At 72.0% G+C, this 13495-nt stretch carries 12 protein-coding genes; 8 read left to right on the top strand and 4 right to left on the bottom strand.

Translation table 11 applies throughout. The features are described from left to right. Positions 1 to 138: 138 nt before the first annotated feature. On the bottom strand, positions 139 to 1167 hold the full coding sequence (locus BJ992_RS16345) for a FadR/GntR family transcriptional regulator (protein ID WP_343072696.1): 1029 nt from the start codon (positions 1165 to 1167) through the stop codon (positions 139 to 141). 155 nt (positions 1168 to 1322) lie between these two features. On the opposite strand from BJ992_RS16345, the gene BJ992_RS16350 reads away from it, so the two are divergent. Beyond that, complete coding sequence (locus BJ992_RS16350; RefSeq protein WP_221474849.1) at positions 1323 to 1886, top strand: gluconokinase; 564 nt, start codon at positions 1323 to 1325, stop codon at positions 1884 to 1886. 40 nt (positions 1887 to 1926) lie between these two features. Next, the gene (locus BJ992_RS16355) at positions 1927 to 2484 is read left to right on the top strand and encodes a ferritin-like domain-containing protein (RefSeq protein WP_184981882.1); all 558 of its coding nucleotides are present in this window, start codon (positions 1927 to 1929) and stop codon (positions 2482 to 2484) included. Positions 2485 to 2487: 3 nt separating this feature from the next. Here the strand turns inward: BJ992_RS16355 and BJ992_RS16360 are convergent, their stop codons facing one another. After that, positions 2488 to 4815 (bottom strand): phosphoketolase family protein, encoded by a 2328-nt coding sequence (locus BJ992_RS16360; protein ID WP_184981884.1) that lies wholly within the window; start codon positions 4813 to 4815, stop codon positions 2488 to 2490. A 127-nt stretch (positions 4816 to 4942) separates the two neighbouring features. Here BJ992_RS16360 and BJ992_RS16365 point away from each other — a divergent pair, with 127 nt between their 5' ends. The 6 genes from BJ992_RS16365 (at position 4943) to BJ992_RS16390 (ending at position 9538) form a co-directional block, all read left to right on the top strand. Next, the gene (locus tag BJ992_RS16365; protein WP_184981886.1) at positions 4943 to 5872 is read left to right on the top strand and encodes an ABC transporter ATP-binding protein; all 930 of its coding nucleotides are present in this window, start codon (positions 4943 to 4945) and stop codon (positions 5870 to 5872) included. After that, entirely contained in the window at positions 5872 to 6711 is an 840-nt protein-coding gene (locus BJ992_RS16370) for an ABC transporter permease (protein ID WP_246496669.1), read from the top strand. Before BJ992_RS16365 ends, BJ992_RS16370 begins: the two co-directional genes overlap by 1 nt. Positions 6712 to 6717: 6 nt before the next feature. Beyond that, entirely contained in the window at positions 6718 to 7518 is an 801-nt protein-coding gene (locus BJ992_RS16375) for an ABC transporter permease (protein ID WP_184981888.1), read from the top strand. Between the two features lie 79 nt (positions 7519 to 7597). Continuing rightward, positions 7598 to 7921: a DMT family transporter gene (locus tag BJ992_RS16380; RefSeq protein ID WP_184981890.1), complete on the top strand. Its 324-nt coding sequence runs from the start codon at positions 7598 to 7600 to the stop codon at positions 7919 to 7921. A gap of 226 nt (positions 7922 to 8147) precedes the next feature. Then, positions 8148 to 8474 (top strand): DUF952 domain-containing protein, encoded by a 327-nt coding sequence (locus tag BJ992_RS16385; protein WP_184981892.1) that lies wholly within the window; start codon positions 8148 to 8150, stop codon positions 8472 to 8474. A gap of 77 nt (positions 8475 to 8551) precedes the next feature. Further along, complete coding sequence (locus BJ992_RS16390; protein WP_184981894.1) at positions 8552 to 9538, top strand: radical SAM protein; 987 nt, start codon at positions 8552 to 8554, stop codon at positions 9536 to 9538. Between the two features lie 60 nt (positions 9539 to 9598). Here the strand turns inward: BJ992_RS16390 and BJ992_RS16395 are convergent, their stop codons facing one another. Next, entirely contained in the window at positions 9599 to 10921 is a 1323-nt protein-coding gene (locus BJ992_RS16395; protein ID WP_343072697.1) for an Ig-like domain-containing protein, read from the bottom strand. Between the two features lie 310 nt (positions 10922 to 11231). Next, the gene (gene recD2, locus BJ992_RS16400; protein ID WP_343072698.1) at positions 11232 to 13445 is read right to left on the bottom strand and encodes an SF1B family DNA helicase RecD2; all 2214 of its coding nucleotides are present in this window, start codon (positions 13443 to 13445) and stop codon (positions 11232 to 11234) included. Between the last annotated feature and the right edge of the window lie 50 nt (positions 13446 to 13495).

The following is a 13495-nucleotide window of genomic DNA, read 5'->3' on the forward strand; positions in this document are numbered from 1 at the left end:
TCGACCGGGAGACCACGGCCACCGGACAACCGGCAGGGAAACCTGGTCGGACACGGGATGGCCGCAACCGCGAGGGAGGCCGGTCGTGGCCGGGGGTAGAGCGGCCACGGGAAAGCCGGTGTGTACGCCGGGCCGGCCTCATCGATGTGGTGCCGGTCCGTGGTTTCCTTGGGGGTCGGCAGGGTGGTCGACGATGGCGCGCATGGCGTGTTCGGCGGCTTTGGCGTCGCCGGACTGGATGGCTTCGGCGACGTCGGCGTGGCGGCGGATGGCGGCGCCTTCGCCGGTGCGGGAGAGCGGGGTGTGCGGGGAGCGGCCGCGCAGGACCTCGGTGATGACGCCGGTGAGTGCGCTCAGCATCTCGTTGCCGGAGGCCTCCAGCAGAGTGCGGTGGAACAGGATGTCGGCCTGCAGGTAGTCGTCGATGTCGCCGGCGCGGCCGTGGACGGCCATGCGCATCACGGCGCCGGTCAGCACGCCGCACTGGGCCGGGGTGGCGTTGCCCGCGGCGAGGGCCGCGGCCACCGGTTCCACGCCGCGGCGCAGGTCGGTCAGGGAACGCAGCAACGAGTCGCGGTCGCCGCCGGACAGGCGCCAGCGGATGACGTGCGGGTCGAGCAGGTTCCAGGCGGCACGGGGTGCGACGGTCACCCCGACACGGCGGCGGCTGGTCACCAGGCCCATCGACTCAAGGACACGGATGGCCTCGCGCACCACCGATCGCGACACCCCGAAGCGGCGTTCCAGCTGCTCGCCACGCAGCACGGCGCCGGCGGCCAGGTCCCCAGAGGTGATCAGCGCGCCGAGAGCGTCGAGCACGTCGCCGTGCAGGCCCGAACCGGACGCCGAGGCGGCGGGACCATCGGCCGAGGTCGCCCCGGACGCTGTGAACGCGGTCGCGGGCCGGCCTGACGGTTGCGGAGCGGGCCCGGTCGCCGCGCGGTGGGCCGGGGCCGGCATGGCGGCGGGACCGGTCGCCGGGGCTGGTGTGGACGCCGTGAGGGAGGCTGTGGTGGTTGTGCGGCCGGACGGCGGCTGGGGATCGGTCCCGGTCGCGGTGAGCGGGGCGGCCTTGGGGGGTCGTGTCACAGAGTGGTGCGCCGGGGCCGGAACCGTGCCGGGGGGTGGGGCCGGGGGTGCCGGATTGGTCTGGTCATTGCCCTCCACGGTCGCCGATCCTCTCACGATATGGACGCAAGGCCAGCCAACCACCCTTTACATATGATGTTTTGAGTTCTTACCTTGATTATGACTTACCTTTTCTGCCACTCTGTCACGGAGTGTCCAGCTGTGCCACCCGTCCCCGATCGTGAGGTCCGCCGATGACCACCGCCGACCCTCCGCTCGCTGCCCCCCGCCCCGGCGGGCAAACCTCGCCGGTGCCGTTGCTCGTGGTCATGGGGGTGTCGGGGTCGGGGAAGACGACGGTGGGGCGGGCCCTGGCGGAGCGGCTGGGGGTGCCGTTCGCGGACGCGGACGATTTCCACGGGGAGGCCAACATCGCCAAGATGACGGCGGGGGTCGCGCTGCAGGACGCCGACCGGTTGCCGTGGCTGCGGCGGGTGGGGGCGTGGCTGGCGGGGCAGGCCGGTGGCGGGGTGGTGACGTGCTCGGCGTTGCGGCGGCGGTACCGCGACGTGCTGCGCGAGCAGGTGCCGGATGCGTTGTTCGTGCATCTGGACGGTGACCGGGAGGTGGTGCGGCGGCGGGTGGCGCGGCGGCGGGGTCACTTCATGCCGGTGACGCTGGTGGACTCGCAGTACGCGGCGCTGGAGCCGCTCGGTCCCGACGAGAACGGGGTGGTGCTGGACTTCTCCCGGGAGGCCGGCCGGCTGGTGGAGGACTTCCTGGCGGCGACCGGACGGGAAAACCGACAAAAGGGATAAATCGTGCGTCCGGTGGGCCGGGCCGGGGTACAGGCACCTCATGGCGGAGTTTCTCACCGACATCCAGACGCTGCGCGAGCGGGCCAGGGCCGAGATCGACAAGGGCCCGGTCACCGAGGCCTACGGCGCCGACCTGCCCCGCGTCATCCAGGTGTGCAACGAGGCCCTGGCCACCGAGATCGTCTGCGTGCTGCGGTACAAACGCCACTACTACACCGCCACCGGCATCCACGCCGAGCCGGTCGCCGCCGAGTTCCTGGAGCACGCCGCCGACGAGCAGCGGCACGCCGACATGCTGGCCGGCCGCATCACCCAGCTCGGGGGGCAGCCCGACTTCGACCCCGCGCGGCTCAGCACGCGGTCCCACACCCAGTACGACGACAGCCCCGACCTGATCGACATGATCCGGGAGGACCTGGTCGCCGAACGCGTCGCCATCGCCTCCTACACCGAGATCGCGCAGTGGCTCGGCGACGGCGACCCCACCACCCGGCGGGTGTTCGAGGAACTGCTGGCCGACGAGGAGGACCACGCCGACGACCTGGCCAGCCTGCTGGCACGCCTGCCCCGCCGGGACGCCGGCGGGATGGTCACCTAGCGGTCACACCGGGGGCTGGTGCGGCCAGGTCCAGTCACGGATCTGCGGCGGGTCCTCGCCGTGCTCACGGGTGTAGGCGCGTGCGCGCAGCCGGTCGTCCTGCATCTGCTGGCGCAGGTGGCCGTACCGTTCGCCGAGCCCGGGGACCCGGTCGATGACGTCCATCACCAGGTGGAAACGGTCGATGTTGTTCAGCATGCACATGTCGAACGGCGTGGTGGTGGTGCCCTCCTCGATGTAGCCGCGCACGTGCAGGTTGCCGTGGCCGGCGCGGCGGTAGGTGAGGCGGTGGATCAGCCACGGGTATCCGTGGAAGTTGAAGACGCACGGCTTGCCGGTGGTGAACAGCGCGTCGTAGGCCTCGTCGGTCAGCCCGTGGGGGTGCTCGGCGGCCGGCTGCAGGCGCATCAGGTCCACCACGTTGACCACGCGGACCTTCAGGTCCGGGATGTGGCGGCGCAGCAGGTCGGCCGCGGCCAGGGTCTCCAGGGTGGGGACGTCCCCGGCGCAGGCCAGCACCACGTCGGGCTCGGCGCCCTCGTCGGTGGAGGCCCACGGCAGGATGCCGAGCCCCCGGGTGCAGTGCACGATCGCCTCGTCCATGGTCATCAGGTCCAGCACCGGCTGCTTGCCGGCCACCACGACGTTGACGTAGTCCCGCGAGCGCAGGCAGTGGTCGGCCACCGACAGCAGCGTGTTGGTGTCCGGCGGCAGGTACACCCGCACCACGGTGGACTTCTTGTTGACCACCACGTCGAGGAACCCGGGGTCCTGGTGGGTGAAGCCGTTGTGGTCCTGGCGCCACACGTGCGAGCTGAGCAGGTAGTTCAGGGAGGCCACCGGCCGGCGCCAGGGGATCTTGCGGGTGGTCTCCAGCCACTTGGCGTGCTGGTTGAACATCGAGTCCACGATGTGGATGAACGCCTCGTAGGAGTTGAGCAGCCCGTGGCGGCCGGTCAGCAGGTAGCCCTCCAGCCAGCCCTGGCAGGTGTGCTCGCTGAGGATCTCCATCACCCGGCCGTGGGGGGCCAGGCCGGTGTCGGTGGGCTCGATCGCGGCGGCCCACACGCGGGAGGTGGTCTCGAACACCGCCGACAGGCGGTTGGAGTCGGTCTCGTCCGGGCCCATCAGGCGGAACGTATCGGGGTTGGCGGTGATGACGTCGCGCAGGAAACGGCCGAGGGACCGGGTCGGCTCGGTGGTGGCGGCCGCGGGGGCCTTGACGTCGGCGGCGTAGGAGGTGAAGTCGGGCAGGGTGAGGGGCCGCAGCAGTTCCCCGCCGTTGGCGTGCGGGTTGGCGCTCATCCTCCTCTGCCCGGCCGGGGCGGCGGCCCGCACCTGCGGGACGGGGGCGCCGGTGGCGTCGAACAGCTCGCCGGGGCGGTAGGACCGCATCCACTGTTCCAGCTGCTCCAGGTGCGCGGGGTCGTCGCGCACCCGCGCCAGGGGGACCTGGTGGGACCGCCAGGTGCCCTCCACCGGCAGGCCGTCCACCTCGCGGGGCCCGGTCCAGCCCTTGGGGCTGCGCAGCACGATCATGGGCCAGGGGTCGCGGGCCCCGGCCTTGATCGCGGCGATCTGGTCGAACACGGTGTCCAGGGTGGCGGCCATCGCCTGGTGCATCTCGGCGGGGTCGTCGCCGGCCACCACGTGGGGACGGTGGCCGTAGCCCTCCAGCAGGCGCAGCAGGTCGCGTTCGGGGATGCGGGCCAGCACCGTCGGGCCCGCGATCTTGTAGCCGTTCAGGTGGAGGATCGGCAGCACCACGCCGTCCCGGGTGGGGTCGACGAACTTGTTGGAGTGCCAGCCGGTGGCCAGCGGCCCGGTCTCGGCCTCCCCGTCACCCACCACGCACGCCACCACCAGATCGGGGTTGTCGAACGCGGCACCGTAGGCGTGCGACAGCGAGTACCCGAGCTCGCCGCCCTCGTGGATGGAGCCGGGGGTCTCCGGCGCCACATGGCTCGGGATGCCGCCGGGGAAGGAGAACTGGCGGAACAGCCGCCGCATGCCCTCCTCGTCCTGCGACACGTACGGGTAGACCTCCGAGTAGGTGCCCTCCAGCCAGGCGTTGGCCACCGCGGCCGGGCCGCCGTGTCCCGGGCCCATGATGTAGATCATGTCCTGGTCGCGTTCGCGGATGACCCGGTCCAGGTGCGCCAGGCAGAAGTTCAGCCCCGGGCTGGTCCCCCAGTGGCCGAGCAGCCGCGGTTTGACGTGCTCGGGCCGCAGCGGCTCACGCAGCAGCGGGTTGTCCAGCAGGTAGATCTGGCCCACGGACAGGTAGTTGGCGGCTCGCCACAAGGCGTCGACGGACGCGAGATCGGTCATGGGGACCAGCGTTCCCCCATCGGGAGGGTTGTCCCAGGGACCTTCGTCCCGCCGGTGGTCCCCCGCCGGTGGCGCCGGGGGAAAACCCGTTGCGGGACTGCCGGTGCGCGGCGCTAGGGTCGGGCCCATGACGGCGGGATCGCTCATCCATGCCCGGGGGCTGGTCAAACGGTTCGGCGCGTTCACCGCGGTGGACGGCATCGACCTGGACGTCGCGCCGGGGGAGGCGTTCGGGTTCCTCGGGCCCAACGGCGCGGGGAAGTCCTCCACGATGCGCATGATCGGGTGCGTGTCGCTGCCCACCGCAGGTGAGCTGCGGATCCTCGGCATGGACCCGGCCGCCGACGGGCCCCGCATCCGGGCCAGGCTCGGGGTGTGCCCGCAGACCGACAACCTCGACCCCGACCTGAACGTCCGGGAGAACCTCACCACCTACGCGCGGTACTTCGGCATCGGCAGGGCCGAGGCGCGGCGCAGGGCCGACCAGATGCTGGAGTTCGTCCGGCTCGCCGACCGGGCCGGCAGCACCGTGGAGCCGTTGTCGGGCGGCATGAAACGCCGGCTCACCATCGCGCGCGCACTGATCAACGACCCCGGCCTGGTGCTGCTGGACGAGCCCACCACCGGGCTGGACCCCCAGGCGCGGCACCTGCTGTGGGAGCGGCTGTTCCAGCTGAAACGCCGCGGCACCACCTTGGTGCTCACCACGCACTACATGGACGAGGCCGAGCAGCTGTGCGACCGGCTGGTCGTCATGGACGGCGGCCGCATCGTCGCCGAGGGGTCCCCCCGCGCGCTCATCGAGACCTACTCCACCCCTGAGGTGGTGGAGCTGCGGTTCGGCGACCAGCGGCCCGCCGACGTCGCCGGCAAGCTGACCGGCGCCGGGGAACGCGTCGACCCGCTGCCCGACCGGGTGCTGGTGTACGCCGCCGACGGCGACGCCGCCGTCGCCGAGGTGCACCGCCGCGGCCTGTCCCCCACCAGCGTGCTTGTGCGCCGCTCCACCCTGGAGGACGTGTTCCTGCACATCACCGGCCGCACCCTGGTCGACTGATGGCCACCACGGCGGCCGGCGCGACGGCCGGGAACGGCGGGGACGCGCCGATGGCCGGCGAGCCCGGTGAGCGCGGCATCAGCCGGCGGTCCAGTGTGGCGGTGCTGGAACGGCACCTGGTGCTGCACCGCAGGCTGTGGCGGGCCTCGGCGGCGTCGTCGTTCCTGATGCCGCTGATGATCGTGGCAGGGTTCGGCCTCGGTGTCGGCGGCTACATCGGCCAGGTCCAGGGGGTCGACTACCTGGCGTGGATCGTGCCGGGGGTGCTGGCCTCCACCGCGTTCCAGGTGGCCGTCGGCGAGACCACCTGGCCGGTGTTCGGCGACTTCAAATGGGTCCGCGCCTATCACGCCATGCGCGCCACCCCGGTGCGGGTCGCCGACATCGTCGCCGGCGGCCTTCTGTTCGTGCTGCTGCGCGTGGTGTCGTCGGTGCTGATCGTGTGCGCCGTCACCGCGGCGTTCGGCGCGCTGCGCTCCCCGTGGGCCCTTCTCACACCGCTGGTGTGCGGCCTGGTGGGGCTGGCCGCCGCCGCACCCACCACCGCGTTCGCCGCCACCGTGTCCCACGACAGCTACTTCGTGCTGCTGTTCCGGTTCGGCGTCGTCCCCGCCATGCTGTTCGGCGGCGTGTTCTTCCCCGTCGAGCAGCTGCCCGCCGTGGCCCGGCCGGTGGCGTACGTGTCGCCGCTGTGGCACGGGGTGGAGCTGCAGCGCGCCGCCACCCTCGGCGCCGCGCCGCACTGGCCGGTCGCCGTCCACGTGGCCTACCTGCTGGCGGTCACCGCCGCCGGGACCTTCCTGGCGCTGCGCGCCTTCCGCCGACGCCTCCAGGACTGATCACCCATGATGACCACGATGATCGCCGTCCGCGTCTCCCCCGCCAGGATCGGCGCGGTGATCGGCCGCAACGTCGGCGTGATGCGCTCGGGACCGCAGTACTGGCTGGTCCTGCTGTCGGGGTTCTGCGAGCCGCTGCTGTACCTGCTGTCCATCGGCGTCGGCGTCGGCGCGCTGGTCGGCGACCTTTCCGTGGACGGCCGCACCCTGCCGTACGCCGCGTTCGTCGCCCCCGCGATGCTCGCGGTGTCGGCCATGAACGGCGCGCTGGCCGAGACGACGATCAACTTCTTCTTCAAGATGAAGTACCAGAAGACGTTCGACGCGGTGCTCGCCACCCCCGTGGGGCCGATGGAGATCGCGCTCGGGGAGCTCGGCTGGGCCATGATCCGCGGCTCGGTGTACACCGCGGCGTTCCTGGTGGTGATGACGGCCTTCGGTCTGGTGGCGCCGCTGTGGGCCCTGGCCGCGTTCCCCGCGACCATGCTGGTGGGGCTGGCGTTCGGCGCGGCCGGCATGGCGGTCAGCACCCTGATCCGCGGGTGGCCCGACTTCGACATGATGAACGTCACCCAGTTCGCGCTGTTCCTGTTCTCCGGCACCTTCACCCCCGTCCAGGACTACCCCGCCGCCATCCAGGTGGTGGTGCAGGTGACGCCGCTGTACCACGCGGTCGGGCTGGTGCGCGACCTGTGCCTCGGGACACCGGGGTGGGGGTCGCTCGGCCACGCCGCGTACCTGGCGGTGCTCACCGCCGCCGGCCTGGCGTTCGCCGCGTCCCGGCTGCGGCGCAAGCTCCTGGTCTGACAGGGATTGCGGGGGGCGGCTAGAGTCGGTCGGCGTACCACCGGGCCGGACAGGGCCGGTGGGGAATGGAGGGAATCCGATGGCGTGGGTGCTGCTCGCGGCCGCGATCGCGTGCGAGGTGCTCGCCACGTCCGCGCTGAAGCTCAGCGACGGGTTCTCCCGCACCGGCTGGTCGGTGGTGGTGGTGACCGGGTACATCGCGTCGTTCGCGCTGCTCGCGCAGGTGCTGCGGCTGAAGATGGAGGTCGGCGTCGCGTACGCCGTGTGGGCCGGCGTCGGCACCGCCGCGATCGCCCTCATCGGCGTGCTGTTCCTCGGCGAGGGCCTCAGCCCGGCCAAGGTCGGCGGCATCATCCTGATTATCGCCGGCGCCGTCCTGCTGAACCTGGCGGGGTCCCACTGACCCTCACCCGGCAGGCCCGGTCAGGCGGCACCTGCGAGGCCCCGTCCACGGTCACGGCGCTCTGCTCCCCCCGCATCGCCGGCCGCCGCGGACCGCTCGGCCGGGACGCTCGGCGCACGCCGGCCGGCAGCCCTACCCGTGTCCGGCGTCGCGAGCCGGCCGGCCCGCGCCGATGTGTCCCGGTGACGTCACGTACGGCGCCGCTCGTGCTGAAAGGAACGCACCGATGATCCTCCACCTGGCGCTGGCCGCCGACTGGGACGCCGCGCATGACGCCGGGGAGTACCGCGTCTCCACCCTCGGCCGCACCCTGGAGCAGGAGGGCTACATCCACGCCTGCACCGGCATGACGCAACTGCACGGCGTCGCCGCGCGCTACTACCGCGGCGTCACCGAACCCCTGGTCGTGCTGGCCGTCGAGGAGACCCTGCTCGGCAGCCCGGTGATCCTGGAGACCCCACCCGGCGCCGCGGAACGGTTCCCCCACATCTACGGCCCGATCCCCGTGACGGCGGTGGTGTCGGCCACCCCCTACCGGCCGCCGGGGGACTGACCGGGACGGCACCGGCGATCGTGGGGCCGGTGTGTCCGGGTTGCGCGGGGTATCGAAAACGTGTTCCACTGTGGGGCATGCGTTTCGACGCTCTTCCCCTCGTCGCGGACGCTCCCGCGGCACTCCCGCGGATCGAGCGCCGCGCGGTGCGCCGGCAGCGCGGCGCCACCACCTTCTACGAGGTGGCGGCCCGCACCGTCATCGACAAGGTCCCCCCGGCGCTAGGGCTGGACGCCGGCTGGGCCGTCAGCCCCTACCGCGGCTGCGCGCACGCGTGCCTGTACTGCTCGGGCCGGCGCGGCCACCGCTACCTCGGGCTGGACGGTGAGCGGGACTTCGGCACGTCCATCGTGGTCAAGACCGACGCCGCGCGGCGGCTGCGGGCCGAGCTCGGCAAGCCCGCCTGGCGCGGCGGGACGATCGCCATCGGCCTGACCGGGGACTGCTACCAGCAGGCCGAGGCCACCTACCGGCTGATGCCCGGCATCATGGCGGCGCTGCGCGACACCGCCACCCCGTTCCAGATCATGACCAAGAGCACCCTGGTGCTGCGCGACGCCGAGCTGATCGCGCAGGCCGCGCAGGTCTGCGACGCGCGGGTCATGGTGTCGATCGGCTTCGTGGACGACCGGCTGCGCCGCGCCGTCGAGCCCGGCGCGCCGAGCGCGCAGAAACGCCTGGAGCTGTGCGCCGAGCTGAACGACCGCGGCGCCGCCTGCGGGGTGCTGATGGCCCCCATCCTGCCGTGCCTCACCGATTCGGAGGACCAGCTGCGGGCCGTGGTGCGCCGCGTCGCCGAGACCGGCGCGGTGAGCATCACCCCGATGGTGCTGCAACTGCCCCCCGGCGCACGCGACTGGTACCTGCGCTGGCTCGCCGACGAGCACCCCGCGCTGCTGCCCCGGTACGCCGAGCTGTACGGCGCGGGCCCGGTGGCCGCACAGGCCTACCGCGACCGCGTCACCACCCGTGTCGCCGAGCTGGCCCGCCTGTACGGCATCGGCGCCGGCCACCGCCCCTGGGCCCCGGTCCGCGACGCCGACCACCAGATGGCCCTGCTCTGACGTTTCCGCGCCGGCCCGCGACCGGCCCCCTCGGCAGAGCGCCGGCCGGCCGGCGCGGTGTCAGCCGGTGACCGTGGTCTCGCCGGTCGGGCTGGTCTGGCCGGTCGGCTGGCCGGTGGGGTCGGCGGTGGGGTCGGCGGAGGGAGTGGCCGTCGGGGTGCTCTTCTTGGCGGTCTTCGGCAGCGCGCTGCCCTTGCGCCACTCCTTGAACGGCATCTGCCAAAAGCCCCAGCCGTTGTTCCACTCCAGCGAGCGGTTGGTGCCGGTGATCTTCACGACGTCGCCGCGGTGGAAGTTGTCGTAGTACCACTTGGCCTGGTCGGGACGCGCGTTGACGCAGCCGTGGCTGACGTTGGCGCGGCCCTGGGACCCGACCGACCACGGCGCGCTGTGGACGTACTCGCCGCTGTTGGAGATCCGCACCGCGTGGTTGACGATCTCCTTGTAGTAGCCGGGGTCGCCTTCCTTCTTCCCGGGGGAGATCATGGTGACCGGGTTGCCGCGCTCCATGGTCAGGTGGATGCCGTTGGTGGTGGTGTACTCGCGGGTGGTGGCCTTGCCGGCGCTGATCGGCATGCGCTTGACGACCTTGCCGTCCTTGCGCACCACCATGGTGTGCGACGACACGCTGACCGTGCTGACCCACGCCGCGCCGATCTTCATGGTGGTGGCGTAGTTGCGCACGCCGTACATGTCGGCGGCGGCGCGCACCCCCTGCAGGTCGGCGTTGAACGTGACCTTCTGGTGCGCCGACCAGAACTTGGCGGGCCGGTAGATGACCTGCCGGTCGGTGATCCACCGCCACGCGCCGGTGTGCGGCTTCTCGGAGGTGACGGTGAGCGCGCCTTCCACCGACTTCTTGTCCTTGACCTCCTGGTCGAACGTCACCATGATCGGCATGCCGATGCCGAGGGTCTCCCCCTTGACGTTGGGGGTGATGTCGGCGATCCGCAGCTGCCTGGCCGGGGTGAGGGTCTTGAAGGCGCTGGTGACGGTCGCCGGGCCGCCCTCACCGGAGGCGCTGGCCGTCACGGTGTACGCGGCGGCGGGCCGCAGGGTGCCGGTGGACGTCCAGCGGGTCCGCTCGGAGTTGAACTTCCCCTCGACCGGCTTGCCGCCGCTGGTCACGCTGACCTCCTCCAGCGCACCTCCGTCGGCGGTGACCACGACCGGCTTGTCGGGACGGACCTTGGCCGCCCCCTTGACCGGGCTCACCTGGATCACCGGAGCGGGGACGGCCGGAGCGGTCGCGGTGTCCGGGCCGGAGGAGCTCCCCGGCAGCGCGGGACCGCCGCCGGAGCACGACGACACCGTCAGCAGGCCCGCGACCACCAGGGCGAGCGTGGCGGTAGGAGTCCCGAGTCGCTGACGTATGCCCCGCACGTTCACTTCTCCCCCAGTCGGCAAAGACCCATGAAAAAAACCCTAATAGGCACGCGCACCGATACGTACGTCTTTGAGGCGAGTTAGATTACATTTCGGCTACTAGACGGGACGAAAAGGGACCTGATCAGGCCCGTGGCCTGGTCACCGTTCTCCGGGGTCTTTACCGGCCGGCGGGACGGGTTCGGGCCGGTGATGTCCGGCAGGGGACATCGAGGAATGATCAACGCGCACGCCGGGAAGCCGGAGAACGACCGGCGCGCTGCCGGGGCCGGGGAACGACCGGCGCGGGCCCCGCGTGCGCCGGGGGTCAGTCGCGGTGCAGCCGGTGGGTGAGGCCGGTGTGGCGGCGGCCGGCGCCGCGGGTGCGGACCGCCTGGCCGAGGGCCCGGCGCGACCCCACCAGCACCACCAGTTTCTTGGCGCGGGTCACCGCCGTGTACAGCAGGTTGCGCTGCAGCATCATCCAGGCGCTGGTGGCCAGCGGCACCACCACCGCGGGATACTCGCTGCCCTGCGACCGGTGGATGGACACCGCGTACGCGTGCGCCAGCTCGTCCAGCTCGTCGAAGGCGTAGTCGACGGCCTCGTCCTCGTCGGTGCGCACCGTCAGCCGGCCGTCCTCGGGCCGCAGGTCCACCACCACCCCCACGGTCCCGTTGAACACCCCCGCCGTGCCTTTGTCGTAGTTGTTGCGCAACTGGGTGACCTTGTCGCCGATCCGGAACACCCGCCCCCCGTACCGCCGCTCCGGCATGCCCTCCCGGGACGGGGTCAGCGCCTCCTGCAGCACCGTGTTCAGGTTGCCGGCCCCGGCGGCCCCCCGGTGCATCGGCGCCAGCACCTGCACGTCCCGCCGCGGATCCAGCCCGAACCGGCGCGGGATGCGCCGCGCCACCACGTCCACCGTCAGCTCCGCGATCTCCTCAGGCTCCTCGCACGGGAACAGGAAGAAGTCCGCCATGCCGTCCAGCACCGGGTGCAGGCCGCTGTTGATGCGGTGCGCGTTGACCACCACCCCCGACTTCTGCGCCTGCCGGAAGATCTGCGTCAGCCGCACCCGCGGCAGCACCTCGGCGGCCAGCAGGTCACGCAGCACCTCCCCCGCACCCACCGACGGCAACTGGTCCACGTCCCCCACGAACAACACGTGCGCACCGGGAGCGACCGCCTTGACGAGCTTGTTGGCCAGCAGCAGATCCAGCATGGACGCCTCGTCCACCACCAGCAGGTCGGCGTCCAGCGGGTTGTCCTTGTCGAACGTGGCGTCCCCACCGGGCCGCAACTGCAGCAACCGGTGCACCGTGGTGGCCTCGTGACCGGTCAGCTCGGCCAGCCGCTTGGCCGCGCGGCCCGTCGGGGCCGCCAGCACCACCTTGGCCTTCTTGGCGCGCGCCAGCGTGACGATGGACCGCACCGTGAAGCTCTTGCCGCACCCCGGGCCGCCGGTCAGCACCGCCACCTTGGACGTCAGCGCCAGCCGCACCGCCTGCGCCTGCTCGGCCGCCAGATCGGTACCGGTCCGCTCACGCAGCCACGAAAGCGCCGCGTCCCAGTCGACCGACCGGAACATCCCCAGCCGGTCGTGACCGCCGTCCAGCAGCCGCAGCAGCGCACCCGCCAGTGACAGCTCGGCCCGGTGGAACGGCACCAGGTACACCGCGGGCACCGTGCCGTCGGCGGCCGGCACCTCCTCGCGCACCACCCCCTCCTCGGCCACCAGCCGCTCCAGGCAGGACGCCACCAGCTCGGCCGGCACCCCGAGGATCTTCACCGCGTCCCCCACCAGATTGGGGGCCGGCAGGTAGCAGTGACCGCCGTCGGCGGCCTGTGACAGCGTGTACCGCAACCCCGCCTTGACCCGCTCGGGACTGTCGTGCGGGATGCCGACCGCCTGCGCGATGGTGTCGGCCGTCTTGAACCCGATGCCCCACACGTCGTCGGCCAGCCGGTACGGCTCCGAACGCACCACCGTGATGGACGCGTCACCGTACTGCTTGAAGATCCGCACCGCGATGGACGTCGACACCCCGACCCCCTGCAGGAACACCATCACCTCCTTGATGACCTTCTGTTCCTCCCACGCCGCCGCGATCATCTTGGTCCGCTTGGGCCCGAGCCCCGGCACCTCCACCAGCCGCTGCGGCGCCGTCTCGATCACCTCCAGCGTGTCCAGACCGAAATGACCCACGATCCGCTCGGCCATCCTGGGCCCGATCCCCTTGATCAGCCCCGACCCCAGATACCGCTGGATCCCCTGCACCGTCGCCGGCAACACGGTCGCGTACGACCACACCTCGAACTGCCGCCCGTACCGCGGATGACTCCCCCACCGGCCCGTCAGCCGCAGACTCTCCCCCACCTGGGCCCCCAGCAACGGCCCCACCGCCGTGACCAGCTCGTCCCCGCCCCGCTCCACCGCCACCCGCGCGATGGTGTACCCGGTCTCCTCGTTGGCGTAGGTGACGCGCTCCAGCACTCCGTGGAGGCTCACCCCGGGGGAACCACCCGACGCAGTCGTCACCGGACCCCTTTCCCCAGGCGCTTTTGCGCCAAGGGTAGAGGAGCCCGGCG

It is taken from the genome of Sphaerisporangium rubeum (assembly GCF_014207705.1).
GTDB lineage: Bacteria > Actinomycetota > Actinomycetes > Streptosporangiales > Streptosporangiaceae > Sphaerisporangium > Sphaerisporangium rubeum.